Source organism: Winogradskyella sp. KYW1333 (assembly GCF_003335675.1).
GTDB lineage: Bacteria > Bacteroidota > Bacteroidia > Flavobacteriales > Flavobacteriaceae > Winogradskyella.
In genome coordinates this window covers 52,094-71,841 of sequence record NZ_QPHL01000012.1, presented here as the reverse complement: position 1 = coordinate 71,841, position 19,748 = coordinate 52,094, and the positions used below count along the sequence as shown (strand labels likewise).

Annotated in this window: 13 protein-coding genes and 1 tRNA gene; 7 read left to right on the top strand and 7 right to left on the bottom strand. The window is 33.7% G+C overall.

Annotation, left to right across the window (positions count from 1 at the left end; all coding sequences use genetic code 11):
* Positions 1-67 precede the first annotated feature (67 nt).
* Positions 68-328 carry a hypothetical protein gene (locus DUZ96_RS02795; protein ID WP_147267046.1) on the bottom strand — a complete coding sequence of 87 codons (261 nt, stop codon included), beginning with the start codon at positions 326-328 and terminating at the stop codon, positions 68-70.
* Between the two features lie 278 nt (positions 329-606).
* On the opposite strand from DUZ96_RS02795, the gene DUZ96_RS02790 reads away from it, so the two are divergent.
* On the top strand, positions 607-2,019 hold the full coding sequence (locus tag DUZ96_RS02790) for an aldehyde dehydrogenase family protein (RefSeq protein WP_114300326.1): 1,413 nt from the start codon (positions 607-609) through the stop codon (positions 2,017-2,019).
* On the opposite strand, the gene DUZ96_RS02785 is transcribed toward DUZ96_RS02790, so the two are convergent.
* Genes DUZ96_RS02785 through DUZ96_RS02775 form a run of 3 tightly spaced genes read right to left on the bottom strand, consistent with a single transcriptional unit; the run spans position 2,016 to position 7,329 of the window.
* Positions 2,016-3,020, bottom strand: a complete 1,005-nt coding sequence (locus tag DUZ96_RS02785) for an isoaspartyl peptidase/L-asparaginase family protein (protein WP_114300324.1) — start codon at positions 3,018-3,020, stop codon at positions 2,016-2,018. The two genes, DUZ96_RS02790 and DUZ96_RS02785, sit on opposite strands and share 4 nt — an antisense overlap.
* Positions 3,017-4,324 (bottom strand): sugar MFS transporter, encoded by a 1,308-nt coding sequence (locus DUZ96_RS02780; protein WP_114300322.1) that lies wholly within the window; start codon positions 4,322-4,324, stop codon positions 3,017-3,019. Before DUZ96_RS02780 ends, DUZ96_RS02785 begins: the two co-directional genes overlap by 4 nt.
* Positions 4,325-4,338: 14 nt before the next feature.
* The gene (locus tag DUZ96_RS02775; RefSeq protein WP_258774298.1) at positions 4,339-7,329 is read right to left on the bottom strand and encodes a GH92 family glycosyl hydrolase; all 2,991 of its coding nucleotides are present in this window, start codon (positions 7,327-7,329) and stop codon (positions 4,339-4,341) included.
* Here DUZ96_RS02775 and DUZ96_RS02770 point away from each other — a divergent pair.
* From DUZ96_RS02770 to DUZ96_RS02750, 5 genes are all read left to right on the top strand, one after another.
* Complete coding sequence (locus DUZ96_RS02770; RefSeq protein ID WP_114300318.1) at positions 7,324-9,621, top strand: beta-N-acetylhexosaminidase; 2,298 nt, start codon at positions 7,324-7,326, stop codon at positions 9,619-9,621. The genes DUZ96_RS02775 and DUZ96_RS02770 overlap by 6 nt on opposite strands.
* 1 nt (position 9,622) lies before the next feature.
* Positions 9,623-10,312 carry a copper homeostasis protein CutC gene (locus DUZ96_RS02765; protein ID WP_114300316.1) on the top strand — a complete coding sequence of 230 codons (690 nt, stop codon included), beginning with the start codon at positions 9,623-9,625 and terminating at the stop codon, positions 10,310-10,312.
* Positions 10,302-12,800, top strand: coding sequence for a glycosyl hydrolase 2 galactose-binding domain-containing protein (locus DUZ96_RS02760; RefSeq protein WP_114300314.1), 2,499 nt, complete (start codon positions 10,302-10,304; stop codon positions 12,798-12,800). Before DUZ96_RS02765 ends, DUZ96_RS02760 begins: the two co-directional genes overlap by 11 nt.
* 30 nt (positions 12,801-12,830) lie before the next feature.
* Entirely contained in the window at positions 12,831-14,075 is a 1,245-nt protein-coding gene (locus DUZ96_RS02755; protein ID WP_114300312.1) for a metallophosphoesterase, read from the top strand.
* Positions 14,076-14,182: 107 nt separating this feature from the next.
* A complete protein-coding gene (locus DUZ96_RS02750; protein WP_114300311.1) occupies positions 14,183-14,479 on the top strand; it encodes a co-chaperone YbbN in 297 nt (98 codons plus the stop codon).
* Here DUZ96_RS02750 and DUZ96_RS02745 read toward each other — a convergent pair.
* Together DUZ96_RS02745 and DUZ96_RS02740 are read right to left on the bottom strand one after the other, a co-directional pair.
* Positions 14,476-15,117 carry a polysaccharide deacetylase family protein gene (locus DUZ96_RS02745; protein ID WP_114300309.1) on the bottom strand — a complete coding sequence of 214 codons (642 nt, stop codon included), beginning with the start codon at positions 15,115-15,117 and terminating at the stop codon, positions 14,476-14,478. The two genes, DUZ96_RS02750 and DUZ96_RS02745, sit on opposite strands and share 4 nt — an antisense overlap.
* Positions 15,118-15,120: 3 nt before the next feature.
* Positions 15,121-18,522, bottom strand: a complete 3,402-nt coding sequence (locus DUZ96_RS02740) for a DUF2723 domain-containing protein (RefSeq protein ID WP_114300307.1) — start codon at positions 18,520-18,522, stop codon at positions 15,121-15,123.
* A 155-nt stretch (positions 18,523-18,677) separates the two neighbouring features.
* Here DUZ96_RS02740 and DUZ96_RS02735 point away from each other — a divergent pair.
* Positions 18,678-18,750 (top strand) — tRNA-Gln (locus DUZ96_RS02735).
* Between the two features lie 37 nt (positions 18,751-18,787).
* On the opposite strand, the gene DUZ96_RS02730 is transcribed toward DUZ96_RS02735, so the two are convergent.
* A complete protein-coding gene (locus DUZ96_RS02730) occupies positions 18,788-19,627 on the bottom strand; it encodes a universal stress protein (RefSeq protein WP_114300305.1) in 840 nt (279 codons plus the stop codon).
* Positions 19,628-19,748: the final 121 nt, after the last annotated feature.

Genomic DNA, 19,748 nt, shown 5'->3' with positions numbered 1-19,748 from the left:
AATATCATTTAAAATAAAAAAAGCCGAAACAATTTGTTTCAGCTTTTTATCTATCTATAATGAACTCTTAGCAAAGTTTAACTGTTTTAGTTTTAATCTGAAGGCTTTTTCTGTAAGCTTTGATACTTATGATTTCAACATTTTTCTTACGATTGATTTTTAAAAACTTAGCCTTCGCCTTAGCAGAAATAACAGTCTTTTTAGCAACTGCCTGTTCAACAGTTACATTTTCGACAAGTTCAGTCTCGTTATTAACAACATTAGCCTGCTGAGCGAAACTCGCTAAAGACATTGTTAAAAATAATGTTAATACTAAACCTTTTTTCATAAGTGGTTGAAGTTATTTTTACTATTAACTTCGATACAAATTAACGTCATATGATAGGCTTAACTTAAAATTTTGGATGAATCAAGACGATAATTAGATAACCGGTAAGCGATTGTAAAAAACATCGATGAAATACACAAAATCGGTCTGCAACCCATTAAAAACATTGGGTTTGGGGTTAATTAAAACGGATTTCTGGTTGAAATGCAAAAGATTTACAAAAACATCGATGAAATACACTAATTTAGCTTCAATCCCAATAAACATAAGGATAGAAAATGACGCAAATATCTGAAAACCCATACTTTAAGCTCTTTTCAAGGCAAAAGGAAAATCAATACAAGGTTGCACAAACTACTTATAATCAGAGAATTAACAAGTTAAATGCACTTCAACGAGCTATAGAATTCACTTATCGAGAACAAATTAATAATGTATTATTCAAAGATTTGGGGAAACCAAAGGTAGAATCTGAACTATCGGAAGTCTATCAAATTATTGGAGATATTAAATATATCAAGAAGAATTTGCATAAATGGATACGAAAGCAAAAGGTTAAAACACCGCTGTCCATGTTGGGTTCTAGTTCGTATTACATATATGAACCTAAGGGTGTTTGTCTAATAGTCTCTCCTTGGAATTTTCCCTTTAACCTAACCTTTGGACCTTTGATCTCTGCAATTGCAGCTGGTAATACTGCTATAATAAAACCTTCAGAGATGACACCAAACTCCTCTGCTTTAATGGCTACCATCATAAAAGATATATTTGATGAAGAAGAAGTTGCTTTAGTCGAAGGAGAGGTTGAAACATCTACAGAGCTTTTGAAGTTACCATTTAATCACATATACTTTACGGGTTCTCCCAATGTTGGTAAAATTGTGATGACAGCTGCCGCCAAACATCTTGCTTCGGTTACTTTGGAGTTAGGAGGAAAGTCTCCAACAATTATAGATAAATCTGTAAATATTAAACAAGCAGCTAAAAAGGTTATTTGGGGTAAGTTTTTAAATGCAGGACAAATTTGTGTCTCACCAGATTATGTGTTAATCGATGAAAGCGTAAAGGATGAGTTTATAAATTCTTGTATAAGGTGGATTGAGCATTTTTATTCTAAGGAGCCAAAAGCATCAAATTCTTATGCGAGAATTGTAACACCTGAGCATTTTAAGCGATTAGTCTCTCATTTAGAAAATGCCGAATCATTAAATGCAAAAATTATTACTGGTGGTCAACATAATGAAGACAGCAAGTTTATAGCTCCAACAATTATTACTGATCTAGATAAAAATGTTTCTTTGCTTAAGGAAGAAATATTTGGGCCTATTCTGCCCATAGTTTCATACAATACTCTTGATGATGCAATTGATTATATAAATTCCAAAGAGCGTCCACTAGCATTGTATGTATACAGTAAGAATAAATATTTTGTAAATAAGGTAATCAAAAATACTAGGGCAGGAGGAACATGCATAAATAATAATGTGATACATTATGCAAACCATAATTTGCCTTTTGGTGGAACAAATCACAGTGGTATTGGTAAGAGCCATGGTTTTTTTGGTTTTAAGGCTTTTAGTAATGAACGCGCAATTGTAAAACAACATTTCTTTGGTGCTACGGAATTTTTATTTCCACCATATACTAGTTTTAAGGAAAAACTTGCGAGGCTAACTATTAAGTGGTTTTAGCCTTTATTATAAAAATTTGATTGTATTTGTTCATTCATACCATCTTGAAACCTTGTCATGCTGAACCACTGATGGATTGAGTAACTTCCTGTCTCGCCTTTTTTGTTGACGGCAATATAGCCAACCTGAAAGTCTTTGTAATTGCTGTTGGGCTTATTAACAATTCTTCCTATTGCTTCTTCGCATGCCTCTTGAGGAGATTTTCCTTGGCGCATCAATTCCACAACTAAAAAACTCCCCACTGTTTTTACAACTTCTTCACCTAAACCCGTCGCAACACATCCTCCAACTTCATTATCTACAAAAAGACCAGACCCAATTATGGGTGAATCTCCCACACGTCCTGCCATTTTGTAAGCAAGACCACTCGTGGTACAAGCACCAGATATATCTCCATTCTTATCTAATGCTAACATGCCAATGGTATCATGATTTTCAATATTTATAATTGGCTTGTATTCACTTTTTACTTTCCATTCTTCCCAAACCTTTTTAGAGGCTTCAGTTAACAAATCTTCAGCTTCAAAGCCTTTAGAAATGGCAAATTGTTTAGCACCTTCTCCAGCAAGCATTACATGAGGTGTGTCTTCCATTACTTTTCGTGCTACTGAAACCGCATGTGTAATATTTTGAAGATAAACAACAGCGCCACAGTTTCCATTTTTATCCATGATACAAGCATCTAGAGTGACATGTCCATCTCTATCAGGTAATCCACCTTTACCAACTGATTGCCCTTTTTCATTCGCCTCTTCTATCATACAGCCTTGTTCAACGGCATCAAGTGCATTGCCTCCAGCTTCTAAAACTTCCATAGCTTTTGCTGTAGCATTTTCTACATGCCATGTGGCAATAACTAAGGGTAACTTAGCTTTTACATTAGTATTTAATGCCGTTTGTTTGTCCTTCGCGTTGTCTTCAGAACAATTAATCATAGTCGAGCCTATCGCTATACCTGCTCCTGTCAATGAAGCATTTTTTATAAATTTTCTGCGATTCATATTAATGTTTTTTTAGAATTTTTATAACCATACCATAATATATATACATAGCATAAAATGATGAACATCAAGGCTGTTTTAAATCCTACATTATCCACAAAATTTCCATATAGAGGAGGAATTATTGCACCCCCCACTATTGCTGTACATAAAAGACCTGAGCCTTTAGGTTTGAGCTCACCTATACCATCAATGGCAAGTGTAAATATAGTTGGAAACATAATTGAATTAAAAAGTCCGACGGCTAGAATACTCCACATGCTAACTATGCCAGTTGTACTTATTGAGACGATAATGAGAGCAATAGCCATTGTTGCAAAAATACCAAGCACTTTGCCTGGGTTCATAATTTTTGTTAGGTATGAACCAATAAATCTTCCTACCATGGCTCCAGACCAATAAAAAGTGACAAATACACCGACGATAGCTTTATTATCATTTTCCGTTAATCCAGAATTTAGAATGCCTTCAGCAATTGAAGTCATAAATCCATTTTGCTTAATAACTTCAACCAAATTCATATCTAAGAAGTAGTTAACAAGGTAACTGCCAATGGCAACCTCTGCGCCAACATAAAAGAATATACCTAATACACCAAGCATTAAATTTTTTTGTTTGAAAGCTTCTGCGTATGTACCGGTTGAGGTTTCACTAATTAGTTTTGGAAGTTTTGCAAAAAAGAAAATACCTGCTATAAATAATATAAATACGGCCAAACCAAGAAATGGATTTTGCACGGCTGAAGCTTCTGAAGCCAAATAAGTTTCTTTGGCTGAATATGATAAAGTTGCAATCTCTTCTTTAGTTTTTATGGTGTCACTTAAAATAAATAGAGCACCAATAGCAGGTGCTATTGCAGTACCTAAGGAGTTAAAAGCTTGAGATAAATTTAATCGACTTGATGCCCCTTCTTCAGAACCCAAAACAGCAACATAAGGATTAGCCGCAACTTGTAAAATTGTCATTCCACCTGCCAGAATAAAATAGGCTAGCATAAATATACCAAAGACACGATATGAGGCTGCGGGATAAAATAATAAACATCCCAATGCCATGGTGAATAGTCCTAGAATAATACCTCGTTTATAACCAATTTTCGAAAGTATATAACTTGCTGGGATTGACAGTAAGAAATATGCACCAAAAAATGCAAACTGTACCATGCCTGCTTGAAAATAAGTAAGTGTAAATAACTCTCTCAATCTCGGTATAAGAGAATCTACAAGCACTGTAATAAATCCCCATAAAAAGAATAATGTAGTTAATAGGATAAAAGATGATTGATAAGATTTAGTTTGATTCATGGTTAGTTTGTTTTTTACTTAATAGATATTTCATCAATGAAAATCCAGCTTTTACCGTCCATAGGATGACCAATGTGCCACTCTGGTAAACCGCCTAGTTTTTTGGCGATGATTTTTACAAATCTTGTTTCACCTAATTTTGAAAGGTGGACTGTTTCTATATCAATTGTCTCGTTTTTGACTTCTGCATTAAATTTCCAAGTCATCTGTTTTTGAAAATTATTTCCATCAACAGACGTAAAAATATCAACAGCCTTTGGTAAAAATATCCATGCCCCTTGATCTCTTAAAAAATTCACTTTTAAAGTATAAATTGGTTTTACTGAACCTAAATCTACAGTAGCAACGACATCAGTATTCCAATAGCCTTGCCAACTTCCTGTTCTATAGTTCTTGGTGCTTCTTATACCATCTATTAGGGCATCATTGCCACCTGCGGAGTATTGGTTGGTGTACTCACTTTCTAGTTTAATGCTCAAATTAGGATCAATTTTGTAAAAAGGAGTGGTTAACACAGGGCTTTTTAATGCACCCTTTTCAGAATACAATTTCACTTCAGTATCTTCGGAAATAGTGAATGGTGATTTGTAAAGTTTAAAGTCTTCATCATTTAAAGCATAGTATATTTTTGCAATCTCCTCAGACGTATTTAAGACCACTTCCGTAGACCCTCTAAATGTAATATCGCCTTTTTCAATATATGGAGAAGGCAGAATAATATGATCCTTAATTTCAGTTGTTGGACGTTGGCTATCTCTGCTTCCCCAAACGGATGGATTATCATTCATATGGAATTCTAAAGAGCCTCCCTTCATTATTTCATCATGCGTAAGGTAAGTTCTATCCAACTTTTTACCATTTAAATAAACGGACTCAATATAAATATTAGTTTCACTTAGATCGTAGCTTTTAATAGTGAACACATTGCCGTTTTCTAGATTAATTGAAGCTTTGTCAAATAAGGGCGTTCCAATGATATATTGATTATTTCCAGGAGTTACTGGGTAAAATCCCATAGAAGAAAATACATACCATGCACTCATTTGTCCACAGTCTTCGTTACCGGAGATGCCATCTGGAGTATTTGTGTACAGTTCGGTTAATATTTGATGAACTTTCTCCATGGTTTTATGAGGGCGACCTACAAAATTATAGAGATATGCCATATGATGACTTGGTTCGTTACCATGGGCATACTGACCAATTAGTCCTGTAATATCAGATTGATCTCGACCAGAAGTTTCAGTTTTAGCATTGAACAACTCATCTAACTGATTTTGGAGTTTGTCTTTTCCTCCTAGTAGATTCATAAAACCTGAAATATCCTGTGGAACATAAAAACTGTACTGCCATGAATTTGCTTCAGTATAATTAAAGTTAACCTCATAAGGATCAAATGGTGAAAACCAAGTATTTCTGAAACGACCTCTCATAAATTTACTTTCAGGGTCAAATACATTTTTGTAGTACTGCGCACGTTGAATGTATGTCTTGTAATCTTCGTCTTTACCCATTGCTTTTGCCATTTGTGCAATGGTCCAATCATCATAGGCATATTCTAAGGTTTTTGAGACCGATTCACTTTCTTCATCTACAGGAATAAAACCATATTTTTTATAAGCCTCTAACCCAAACTTATCTCTTGTCGCCGAATGTTTCATGGCTTCAAAAGCCTTTTCTGCGTCATAGTCTCTAATACCTTTGAGATAGGCGTCAGCAACCACCGGAACAGCATGATAACCAATCATACAATCGGTATAATTACTTGCCAAATCCCACATTGGTATTATACCACCTTCATCATATTTCGCTAAAAAAGTATTTATAAAGTCATTGGTTTTTTCTTGTTCTATTATGGTATACAGAGGATGAGCTGCCCTGTAGGTGTCCCAAAGGGAGAATACAGTATAGTAATCGAAGTCGGCATGATGAATATCTAAATCCATACCTCTATAACGGCCATCTACATCTTGATAGCGATTAGGCGCTATCATTGTGTGGTATAGCGCTGTATAGAAATTGGATTTTCTATCAAGGTTATCATTTTCAATCACAATTTTTGAAAGTTGAGACTCCCAGTAATCTTGTGCTTCTTTTTTAACGGTCTCAAAAGATTTATCGCCAATTTCTGCATACAAATTCTCGCGAGCTCCCTTTTCATCCACAGCTGAAATCCCGACTTTGGTGTAAATAGGCTCGTTATTGGGATTATCTAAAAGTAATACTGCTTTTTTACTTTTAAATTTATAATTCTTTGAAAGCGCAAGACCTTCACCATCGTCATAAACTATGTCCTTGATTGGATGTGAAAATTTAATATGATAAAATAACCGTTGGTCTTTTGCCCAAGCAGATGAATGCCTGTTACCGCTTATTTCAAAATCATTTAGCTTATTAATTTTGTAATCAAGCAATTTATCTCGATGTTGTAAATCTAGGACGATGTATTGGTTATCCTTTGAGGGATATTGATACTTATGGATGCCGCTACGTAATGATACGGTCAATTCAACATCGATATTTGTAGTGTCTAAATGTACCTTGTAATATCCTGGTTCTGCAGATTCATTATCGTGTGAAAAGTGTGCACGATAGCCATCATTACCATCAGCTCCATTATTAAATTGAATTTTATTTGTTGGCATTAAAAGTACGTCGCCATAATCGCTTATCCCTGTACCGCTCAGATGTGTATGGGAAAAGCCGTAGATATAACTATCCGAGTAATGATAGCCAGAACATCCATCCCAACCTTCTAAACGCGTATCAGGGCTTAACTGCATCATGCCAAAAGGCAATGTTGCACCAGGATATGTATGACCATGACCACCAGTACCAATAAAAGTATTTACATAGTTGATTAGAGGTTGATCTTTTTTTGCTACGGTAATTGTTGTTGAGGTATTACAGCTTATTAGTAAAGCAAAAACGATTAAAACAGAGGGTAGTTTAAAGGTCATCAAAAAGATTGCTAAATTTAATGCATCTAATATACTAAAATGCATTTCAAGACCTTTGTTCGTATTTTCATTTTATCCATTTTAATTATAAGTTGTAAGGATCAATATTTTGAAGAGGAAATTGTATCTATATTACCAAATCCGGATACAATAGAGACTTCTGAAGATTATTTCGTTTTAAATAGCGATACAGGAATTAATTCAAACAATCAATTTTCCATCAGTACAGATTTTTTAAAATCATATATAAAATCTGGTAGTGGGTTCAATTTGAAAAAAGGGGATGAGATTCGATTTTCTAAGAATGATACTTTAGAGGCAGAAGCTTACAACCTTCAAATTTCAAAAAACGAAATAAAGATTGAAGCAAGCACAGATCGAGGTGCTTTCTATGCTATTCAATCTTTTAGACAACTTTTACCAACAAGTTTTGAAGACGGAACTTTTAAGAATAGTGAAGTTAAAATTAAGGCCCTAACTATTAAGGATAAGCCTCAATTTCCATACAGAGGAATGCATTTAGATGTTGGAAGACATATGTTCTCTGTAGATTTTATAAAGAAATATATTGATGCTTTAGCAATGCTTAAAATGAATACCTTCCATTGGCATTTAACTGAAGATCAGGGTTGGCGAATTGAGATAAAAAAATATCCTGAATTACAAGAAGTTGCGGCATACAGAGATCAAACTTTAATCGGCCATTATAGTGATCAACCGCATCAATTTGATGGTGAAAAATATGGAGGATTTTATACCCAAGAAGAAGTAAAAGAAATTGTTGCCTATGCTCAAGAACGATTTGTGACTATTATTCCTGAAATAGAAATGCCAGGCCATAGTCAAGCAGCAATTGCTGCTTATCCAGAATTAGGATGTACAGGTGAACAAGTGGAGGTAGCTCAGAAATGGGGTGTTTTTGAAGAAATTTATTGTACAAAAGATGAAACCTTTGATTTTTTGGAAAATGTATTGGATGAGGTGTTAGAGTTATTTCCTAGTAGATATATTCACATTGGTGGTGATGAAGCTCCTAAAACCAGATGGAAATTATGTAATAAGTGTCAGATTAGAATTAAGAATCAGGGGCTTAAAGATGAGCACGAATTACAAAATTATTTTATCACCAGAGTGGAGGAGTATCTCAATTCAAAAGGAAGGCAAATTATTGGTTGGGATGAAATATTAGAAGGTGGTTTGGCACCAAATGCTACGGTAATGTCATGGCGAGGAACCAATGGTGCAATTGAAGCAGCAAAGGCTGGTCATAATGTTGTAATGACACCAACTTCACATTGTTATTTTGATTATTATCAATCTGAAAATGATGACGAACCACTATCTATTGGTGGGTTTTTACCGTTAGAAAAAGTATATAGTTTTAATCCCATTCCAGATGATTTAACAGTAGAGGAATCAAAATTTGTCCTTGGAGCACAAGGAAATATCTGGACAGAATATATGCCAACCGAAGATCAAGTTGAATATATGGTATTTCCACGGATACTTGCAATGAGCGAAGTACTTTGGTCTAATTCCAAGAGCAAAAATTATGAGAGTTTTGTGGCTAGAGTGGAATATTTTCAAGAAAGACTGGACTTCTTAGATATAAATTATGCCAATCACTTATATGAAATTGAAGGTAACATGATATCAGTAAAAGGCAAGTCTTTTTATGAGTTAAAAACACTGTCCAAAAAAAAGTCAATTAGATATACAATAGATGGTGCTGAACCTAGCTCTAATTCTACAATGTATTCAGAAAAAATTCCAATTTCAGAATCTACAGTTGTAAAAGCCCAAGTTTTTAATGACGATGAAGAATTAGGCGAAACATTTGTACAAAACATCAATCTTCATAAGGCTGTTGGTTCTAATATAAAAATAGATAAACAACCTCATAAGGCGTATTCAGGTAGTGGCTGGGAAGGACTAATTAATGGTATTTCAGGTAGTGATAATCGTTATGGCGATAAAGAATGGCTAGGATTTTGGGGAGAGGATATTGAGATAACCATTCATTTAATTGAAGAAAAAGAAATTAATACGATTAAGACACGGTTCCATAATGGAAATGGGCAATGGATCTATGCGCCGAAGAAAATAATGTTGGAATTCACCTTGGACGATGGTACAAAAGTTACAGACAAAGTAGCAATTAATAACCGCAAGGAAGTAGTCACCAATTTTGACTATAATTTTATCACGCCTGAAGACTTGAATATTAAAGTAAAAATAATTAAGCTTATAGTTCCAAATTATGGTACAATACCAGATGGTAAACAAGGAGCTGGAAACAAAGCATGGACTTTTATTGACGAAATAATAGTGAACTAAAATGCTACTAGAAATTTGTACTAATTCATATCAATCGGCAATAAACGCCCAAGATGCTGGCGCGCATCGTATTGAGTTATGTCAAGAGTTAGCAGTCGGTGGTATAACACCATCCTATGGTGTGATAAAACAAGTAATTACAGAATTAGACATAGCAACTCATGTTTTGATTCGCCCACGATCTGGAAATTTTGTGTATTCAGAAGCTGAATTCGAAATCATGAAACAGGATATAGAAATCTGTAAAAAATTAGGAGTAAATGGTATAGTGTCTGGGATTTTGAACGAGAATGGAACTATTGATGTAGTTAGGACCAATGATTTATTAGAATTGGCAAAACCAATGACATTTACATTTCACCGAGCTTTTGATGAGGTTGTGAATCCTTATGAGTCACTAGAACAATTAATTGATTTAGGCGTAGAACGCGTTTTATCCTCAGGGCAAAAAATGACCGCTACTGAAGGTATAGAACTTTTGAAAAAAACGAAAAATATATCAAATGGCAGAATAATTATTATGCCAGGAAGTGGAATCAATGCTACAAATGCAAAACAATTTAAAATGGAAGGATTTAAAGAAATTCATGCTTCTGCTTCCATAGGTCTTCCTATAAAAACATCTTTGTTTTCAAAAGAGCAAACCGTATCAGATGTAAAAAAAATTAAAGACATTTTAGATGCGTTATAGTCTCTTATTTTTAATAGTTATTGTATATAGTTGTGGTCCAAAACATGATGTTCCCATAACTATTGAGCTAAATAATAATTGGCAATTTAAACAAGTTAAGGACTCGGTTTGGTTGGGCGCTACAGTACCTGGTAATGTCTTTTCTGATTTGTTAGATAATGACCTCATTGAAGATCCTTTTATTGGTGATAATGAGAAGAATGTACAATGGGTTTCTGAAAAAGATTGGGAATATAAAACAACCTTTAGTTTAGATGAAGAATCACTTAAAAGAAAACATTTTACACTTAATTTTGAGGGTCTAGATACTTACGCAAGTGTCTATTTAAATGATAGCTTAATTCTAAAAGCTAACAACTCCTTTAGATTTTGGAATATCGATGTCAAATTGCTTTTAAAACTGCAAAATGAATTACGAATTCTATTTGAATCTACCTCTAAATACGAAAATATTGAGAAGGCTAAATTATCTTACGAGTTGCCTGCAGGTAATCGTATATTTACAAGAAAGGCTCAGTTTCAGTATGGTTGGGATTGGGGGCCAATTCTCAACACTTGTGGTATTTGGAAACCTATTAAACTAGTAAGTTGGAATGATTATAAAATTGATGAACTGTATTCAAAGAATGTTATAATAAATGATTCAGTAGCTGAATTTGATTTGTTTCTGAAATCAAAACAAAAACTAGAGAATAACTATGAAGTATTAATTTATTTAAATGACTCTGTTATTAGAGAGAAAAAAGTTAATAAGAAAGTCAATCGTTTAAAGGAAACTGTAATTATAAAAGACCCTAAACTATGGTGGCCACATAATTTAGGGGATCCTTATTTATACAAAGTCAAAGTTGTCGTTAAAGATGGTAATAAAGTATTAGATAGTTCTTCAACTAAATATGGTATTCGAGATATTAAATTAGTTGCGGAAAAAGATAGTATAGGTCAGTCTTTTTATTTTAAAGTAAACGGCCAACCGGTTTATGCCAAAGGTGCTAATTATATTCCACAACATAGTTTACAGAATAAGGTTACTAAAGCGAATTATGAGAAATTATTGAATGATGTTGTAACCTCAAATATGAATATGCTCCGTGTTTGGGGTGGAGGTATTTACGAAGATAATTTGTTTTATGAAAAATGCGACGAAAAAGGTATTCTGGTATGGCAAGATTTTATGTTCGCTTGTGCCATGTATCCAGGTGATGATGCCTTTTTGGAAAATGTAAAAATTGAAGCTGAACAACAAGTGAAGCGTTTACGAAATTATGCATCAATAGCACTGTGGTGTGGTAATAATGAAAATTCAGAAGCGTGGCATCGTTGGGGCTGGCAAGAAGGTCGAAGTGAAGTCGAAAAAGATGAAATATGGACCAATTATTTAAATGTCTTTGATTCAATTTTACCTAATTCTGTATCAAAATTTTCGGATATAGATTATTGGGAATCTTCCCCAAAATATGGGCGAGGCAACCCTAAATATAAAACAGAAGGAGACGCTCATGATTGGTGGATATGGCACGATGCATATCCATTTGAACATTTAGAAGATAATGTACCACGATTTATGAGTGAGTTTGGGTTTCAGTCATTTCCAAGTTTGGAGGCTATTCATTATATTAATCAAAGCGATTCTATTTCTATTGATTCATATGAATTTTTAAATCATCAAAAACACCCAAGAGGATTTCAACTTATAGAGGAATACATGAAGCGCGATTTTCCTGTACCGGAAAACCCTGAGGATTATGTCTATATGAGTCAGTTGTTACAAGCAAAAGGAATGTCCATGGGAGTAAAAGCGCAACGTAGGGCAAAACCTTACAATATGGGAACTTTGTATTGGCAACTAAATGACTGTTGGCCAGTAGTATCATGGAGCAGTATAGATTACTTTGGAAATTGGAAAGCGATGCAATACAAGATAGCACAAGCGTATGAAGATGTAATTATTTCATCTCATATTGAAAATGATACGCTGAATGTGTATTTGGTTAATGACAATTTAGATTCTATTGAAGATTTGTTATGGGTATCTGTAAAGGATTATAGTAATAACGTATTATGGAAAGATTCCAAACCAATAACTGTTAAAGGTAATTCAAATGATATAAAGTATCAACTCCCTTTATCACAAATTAATTTTCCCAAAGATGAGATTTATTTTGACGCTCGATTCGATACTTTTGGTGAGCACTTTTTCTTTGTAAAGCCAAAAGAATTAAAACTAAGACAGGATGATTTTAATTCCCAATTTGTAAAAATGGATAATGGCATTAAAGTTATTATTTCATCGGACACGTATCAAAAAGATGTCTTTTTGTCTACAAAATATAAGGGTTGGTTCCATGAGAACTTCTTCGACTTGTATCCTGGGCAATGTAAGTGGATATATTTTTTATCTGATGATTTAAGATTAAAAGAAATACAAACCATTGATGATCTTAAAATTAAAAGCTTTAACAATTTCATAAGACAAGAAAAAAAGTAGATGCTTAATTTTGAAAATTAAATTTTTACTATGATTCGTTGGATAATTTTTGTAGCTCTTATTGGGATAGCTGATTACTATGCTTTTCAATCATTAAAAACAGTTACAAAAAGTAATTGGTGGTATGCCATTTATTGGATTTTTACTGTGGTAGTAATCGGAAATTTTATTTTTCAGTTTTACGGTTTTAATCGAAGTAGCGGTTTTTCTCAATCTAATGCATTGGCTGTTGGTTTTTTAATTGCATTGGTGGTCCCAAAGCTTATTTTAATGACATTGATGTTTGCTGAAGATGTGTTTAGAGTACCACAAGGGATCTACAGTTATTTTATGCAAGATGACAGTGCTAGTGGAAACCAAATTAAGCACTTTCCTTCACGAAGAAGTTTCATTAGTCAGATTGGACTTGGATTGGCTGCTATACCATTTGCATCAATTTTATATGGTATGTATAAAGGGAAGTATAATTTCAAAGTTTTAAAATACACATTGTATTTTGAAGATTTACCACAGGCATTTGATGGTTATAGGTTAACCCAAATCAGTGATATACATTCAGGTAGTTTCGACAACATTAAAAAGGTAGAATATGCTATTGATTTAATCAATAAGCAAGAAAGTGACGTCATATTGTTTACTGGAGATATGGTAAATGATAAGGCAGAAGAAATGAAACCATATATAGACATCTTTAAAAATTTAAATGCAAAAGATGGACTATATTCTATTTTAGGAAATCACGATTATGGTGATTATGTGCGATGGGATTCTGGTGAAGAGAAAAAGCAAAATCTAGAGAATTTAAAAGTTATTCAAAAGGAAATTGGATTTGATTTATTGCTAAATGAAAATAGATTTATTGAAAAAGAAGGTGAGCGAATAGCACTTGTTGGTGTTGAAAATTGGGGCAAGGGCGGATTTAAAAAAGCAGGTGACCTTAAAAAAGCATCAAGTAATATAAGCAAAGAAGATTTTAAAATATTACTTACTCACGATCCTAGTCATTGGGAAGAACAAGTAATTAATGATGACTACCATTATCATTTAACCTTAAGTGGTCATACACATGGTATGCAGTTTGGAATTGAGATTCCAGGATGGTTTAAGTGGAGTCCTGTAAAATGGCGGTATAAATATTGGGCAGGTATTTATGAAGAACTAGGTCAATATATAAATGTAAATCGAGGGTTTGGATATTTGGCTTTTCCAGGACGTGTTGGGATATGGCCAGAAATAACTGTAATAGAGCTTAAAAAAGGTCAAAAAGAGGCATAATTGCAAACAATTGTTTATTTTTATTGTAGCTCGTAAAATACATACATAAAAATTCTTTAAGAATTTTATGTAGGTTTGTATAACTCGTTTGACTAAAATTATATCTTATGTCAAAATTTGGAGAATTAATAGATGTGGAAATTCCGGTTCTATTAGACTTCTACACTGAATGGAATGAAGAATCCATAGCCATGCATCCTATCCTAAGAGATGTGGCGGCTGCACTTGGTGATAAAGCTAAAGTGATAAAAATAGATGTAGATAAAAATAAAGAGCTAGCCGAGGCGTTACGTGTAAAAGGTCTACCCACACTTATTATTTATAAAAATGGTGAAATGAAATGGCGTCATAGTGGTGAACAAGACGCTAATTCACTTATTGAAATCATTCAGGAATATATTTAAGGAAGCGCCTTAAAAACAAATCCTTGGTCTGTGTAATGTTTTAATAGTTTGGGTAATACGGCTTTTAAATTTTTTGAAGCTTTAATACTGTCATGCATTACAATTATACTACCCTCTTTAGCCGAAGAGATGATATTGTTTAAACAGTCTTCTTCATTAACTGTTTTATCCCAATCATAAGATAAAACGTCCCACATAATTATTTTATAGCCTAGGGCTTGTAGTTTTTTACTTTGTTTTGATTTGAACTTGCCATAAGGTGGTCTGAATAATTTTTTACCGTCATTTAATTTCAGAGAATTCATTATTTGATTGGTCTGTTGTATATCATCAATGTAATTTTTTGTTTTGTGTTTCCAGCCTTTTAAGTGGTTATAAGTATGATTGCCAACGGCGTGACCATTTGCGATAATTTTTAAAAATAATTGAGGATTTTTTTCAATATTATTACCAATACAAAAAAAAGTCCCTTTTGCATTATATTGAGATAGCAAATCTAACAACCAATCTGTAATTATTGGTGTAGGTCCATCGTCAAAAGTGAGGTAAAGTTCCTTTTTATCAGTAGAAATATTCCAGACCAAATTGGGAAATAGTGATTTAACAAATCCCGGAGTTTTGGCTGGTATAATTTGCATAATTTATTCTTCTTCAGGAGTAATTGTTGTATCGCTATCCTCAAGCAAATCATTAATGTCTAAATCAGTCCTTGGTTCAGTATCTTGGAGTGCTGGTCCTAATAATGCGTCAAACAATCTCAAATAGCCATTGAATTTTTTTGTTTCCTCAAGCGCAAATTCTTGGTCATAGACAACTAAAACATCTACCATTGCTCTATACCGTTGAATGTCCGTATAAATCTCTTCGATGTATTTTTCTTGATTCTCTAATGACAAACCACTTAGGAAAATTAAATTCTCCTGAAATTTTCTGACAACATCATTAAATAAATTTCTACCCTTTTCATCATTTCCAATTTCGTAGTATGCACTCATGTAGGGCTCCAATAATGAGTAGAATCCAAATGTATCTACAGGCATTTTTTCCATTGCCAAATCGGCCATTTCTTCGGCCATTTCTAATTCACCATCATTAATTAATTGTTCTAATAATCTTGCGATATTACCTCTATACGTGATACCATTGCGTCTTGTTTCAATATCATGATAAATATCTTCACCACTTCCGCCCCATTTCCAATTCTTAACTTTTTCATACATTAATTCGGCATCTACCCGTCCCATATCATATGGGTTGGCTTTGTCTACAGGAGTGCGTATAGGTACAAGTTTATAGCACATGCCATCCAATTGCAAATAGTCTTTTAACCAAATATAATCCTCATCACCAAATGCACCTCCCGTAAAATAAATTGGTCGTTCCCAATTATTGTTTGCTATGATATCTAGCATTAACAATCGATTTTTATAAATATATCCACCACCAATTCTAGTATATAAATTGTCTACAATTTTGTCTGCATCTTTCGCTTTAACCACACCATTTTTTAGCACCTCTTCCTTATTAACCGTAATACGGATGTTTCTTGTTGGAAAGTAATTAGAATTAAGAAGATGTTTCGGGTATTGTCTGGGGTCTTCACCCATATTTTCAACCACAAACTTAAGTTTTGTATTTGGTTTTTCGCTAGATACAAACTCCATAAACCTTTTTATATCAAGAGTATCTTTAGCGATTCGCTCACTAATTTCTCTATAAATAATTACGTCTCTGGTTCCTGCTCGATACTGCTCATGTGTAAGTTGTGAAGGTATAGGATCACTTTCATATGCCTTTCGTTTCATTTGGTCAATGTACCAGTCTGTTTGGAATAAACTTGTATTAACTACCCTTACATCGGTACGAACACCTTCAATTTCTTGAAGATACCATAGTGGGAAGGAATCATTATCACCAATGGTGAATAGAATGGAATTAGGCGCGCAAGACTCTAAATACTTTCTAGCCATTGCATTGGCAGTATATTTCCCAGATCTGTCATGATCATCCCAATTTTTTGCCATAAGGATTCCAGGTACAATAATTAGGCAAACTAGAGTAATAGAAGGTGCAAGTAACTTAGTTTTAACATTCTCCTTTAATAAATCATACAATGCGTATACTCCAAACCCTATCCATATAGCAAATACATAAAATGAACCGACGACGGAGTAGTCACGTTCGCGAGGTTCAAAAGGTCTTACATTAGTATAAAATTGTATAGCTATTCCAGTTAGAAGAAAGAACACCAATAATACCCAAAATCTATTTTTATCTATATTAAGAAGGAAAAAGAAACCAATCAGTCCTAACAAAAATGGTAGAAAATAATATGTGTTTCTTGCTTTGTTTTCTAAAACATCAGTTGGTAAGTTATCCTGTGACATACCCAAATGGAATTCGTCGATGAATTTTATACCAGAAATCCAATTTCCGTTGAAGTCATCAAATTTACCTTGAATGTCGTTTTGCCTCCCTGTGAAATTCCACATAAAATATCTCCAGTACATGTATCCAAATTGATATTGAAACATATAAGCTAGGTTGTCAATAAAGGACGGTTTTTCTACAATTAGATAGCGTTGAGCGTAAGACCTTAAGAACTTATCATATCCTTCATAATCTATCTCTCCTTGGGCAACACGCATTCTAAAATCGCTAACAATTTGATCCACTCTTCGTTTTTCTTGTAGAGCATATTGACTTGATTGTTCTTCTGGTATACCAGCATTCATAGCCTCATTATATGCGCGTGTTTGAATTGTAGGGTCGACCTTAAAATCTATTAATCCCGTGAACATCATATAATTCTCTGCATGTTCTGCACTCCACATTCTAGGTAGAATGGAAGCGTGGTCATGATTGTAGTTTTGTTTACTTTTTTCCCAATCATTTATAATTATATATTTACCTTTTTTCTCATCTTTTTCATAATTTTTCTTATCGTCTACAAACGGTTCATCTTCATCTTGACCTGAGTAAATTTCAGTGAATTGAGGCCCATAAAAAAGATGGGTCTCTGGATATTGCTCAAGATTGTAATATGCTAGTAGTTCTCTAGCATCCGATGGATCATTCTCATTTATAATAACATTAGCGTTAGCTCTTATTGGGAGCATCATCCAAGATGAAAATCCGATGAATATAAACATTAAACAGAGTACTAATGTATTGGTATGAATCATACCTTTTTTCCGAGTAAAGTTTAGACCATAATAGAACAACCCAATTACTAAAAGCCCTGTAATAATTGTTCCGGAATTAAATGGCAATCCAATTGAGTTTACAAAGAAAACTTCGAGGTATCCAAAAAGCTTCAAGGTAGATGGTAAAAGGAGTTTAAATATAAAGAGTAGAATTGCGGCAGATATAATATTTGCCAGAATAAAGTTCTTAACAGTAATGGTCTTGTAATTTTTAAAATAATAGATAAGGCCAATGGCTGGAATAGTCAATAATCCCATAAAGTGAACACCGAAGGACAATCCAATTACAAAGGCAATTAAAATTAGCCAGCGATTACCTCTAGGCTTGTGCATATCTTGTTCCCAGCGCAAAGCCAAGTAAAACATTATAGCCATTATTAAGGTTGCCATTGCATATACTTCTGTTTCTACAGCATTAAACCAAAATGAATCTGTAAACGTAAAAGCTAAGCTTCCAACTAATCCACTACCTAAAATTGCCATACCCTTACTTTGGCTCGAGTCTTTTTTATAATTTACGAGTTTAACAAGAAGAATGCTTATGGTCCAAAACATAAAAAGTATTGTAAAGGCACTTGCCACTGCACTCATCATATTTAATAGCATTCCAATCTGAGAAGGTTCTAGGGCAAACGTTGAGAAGAATGCGCCCATCATCTGAAACAGAGGTGCTCCTGGTGGGTGTCCAACTTGTAACTTAGACGATGTTAATATATATTCACCTGCATCCCAAAAACTAACCGTAGGTTCTATAGTTAGTGCATAAACTACAAAGGCAATAGCAAATACAAGCCAACCTAATATTGTGTTCCACTTTTTAAAGCTAAAATCTCCCATGAAAAATCCGTCCTTTATGATGCTGGCGAATTTACTAATAATTACAATACAGCATAAGTTTTTAAGTTAACGTTAAGTAATTTAAATTATTTTTTTAGTTTTTTTTTGCCTAAGAAAATCTTTGTTATAAATTTGCATCCTCAATTTTGGGAGATTGGCCTATGGTGTAACTGGCAACACGTCTGGTTTTGGTCCAGAAGAGTCTAGGTTCGAGCCCTAGTAGGCCAACAAAAAATCCTAATCGTACAGATTAGGATTTTTTGTTTTATAGAATAGTTCCCTGAATTTTGAATGTTATAACAGGCCTTTTGGCATGATTTACTAAATCTTCACTTATACTGCCATTAAAGAAATGTGCAATGCCTTGTCTGCCATGTGTGCTTATACCAATTAAATCTGCATCAATTTCTTTTGAAAAATTTAATATTCCTTGTTCAATACTTATGTCGTTATATACATTTGTGGTGTAATTATTAAAGGTCTGTTCGGATATAAAGTTGTGAATTCTTTTGTTGGCTTCTGAGGTAGTCAAAAAATTACTTGCTGTGTTAACCAATAATAAATGAATTTTGGCATTTATAGACTCGGCAAATTTAACAGCCTGTTTGTAGGTTTCTTTATTGTCATTTTTAAAATCTGATGCGAATACAAAATCAGATATTTTAAAGGACTCATGTTCCTTTTTAATAACAAGAACAGGGACTTCAGACGTTCTCACCACTTTTTCAGCATTAGAACCAACAAACATCTCCTTGATGCCAGTGGCACCATGAGAACCCATTATAATTAAGTCAATGTCAAATTCCTTGCAGGCTTCCTTTATTTCATTGAATGTGATATCGGCCTTTACAGTTTCGTGTACTGTAATACCCTTTAAAAAATCACTTGCTATAAGATCGTCGAATTTTTTATGAGCTAATTTCATAAAAAATAAAACCTCCGGAACATCACTCAGGGCATTTATGGGATCTATTTGTTGCATGGGGATTTCCATCATGTGAAGTAAATAGATTTCAGCATCATGAGATTTGGCTAATATGGCAGCAACTTTTAATGCATTTTCGGCCTGTTCAGAAAAATCTGTTGGGACTAGTATTCTATTCATAGTTATTGATATTATGTTAGCCTAATAAATTTAAGAAAATAATTCCACTTGCATAACCTTTGAAAAATCTATAAATATTGTATATTTGCAGTGTTATTTAAGAAATGAATGAGTGAGAGGA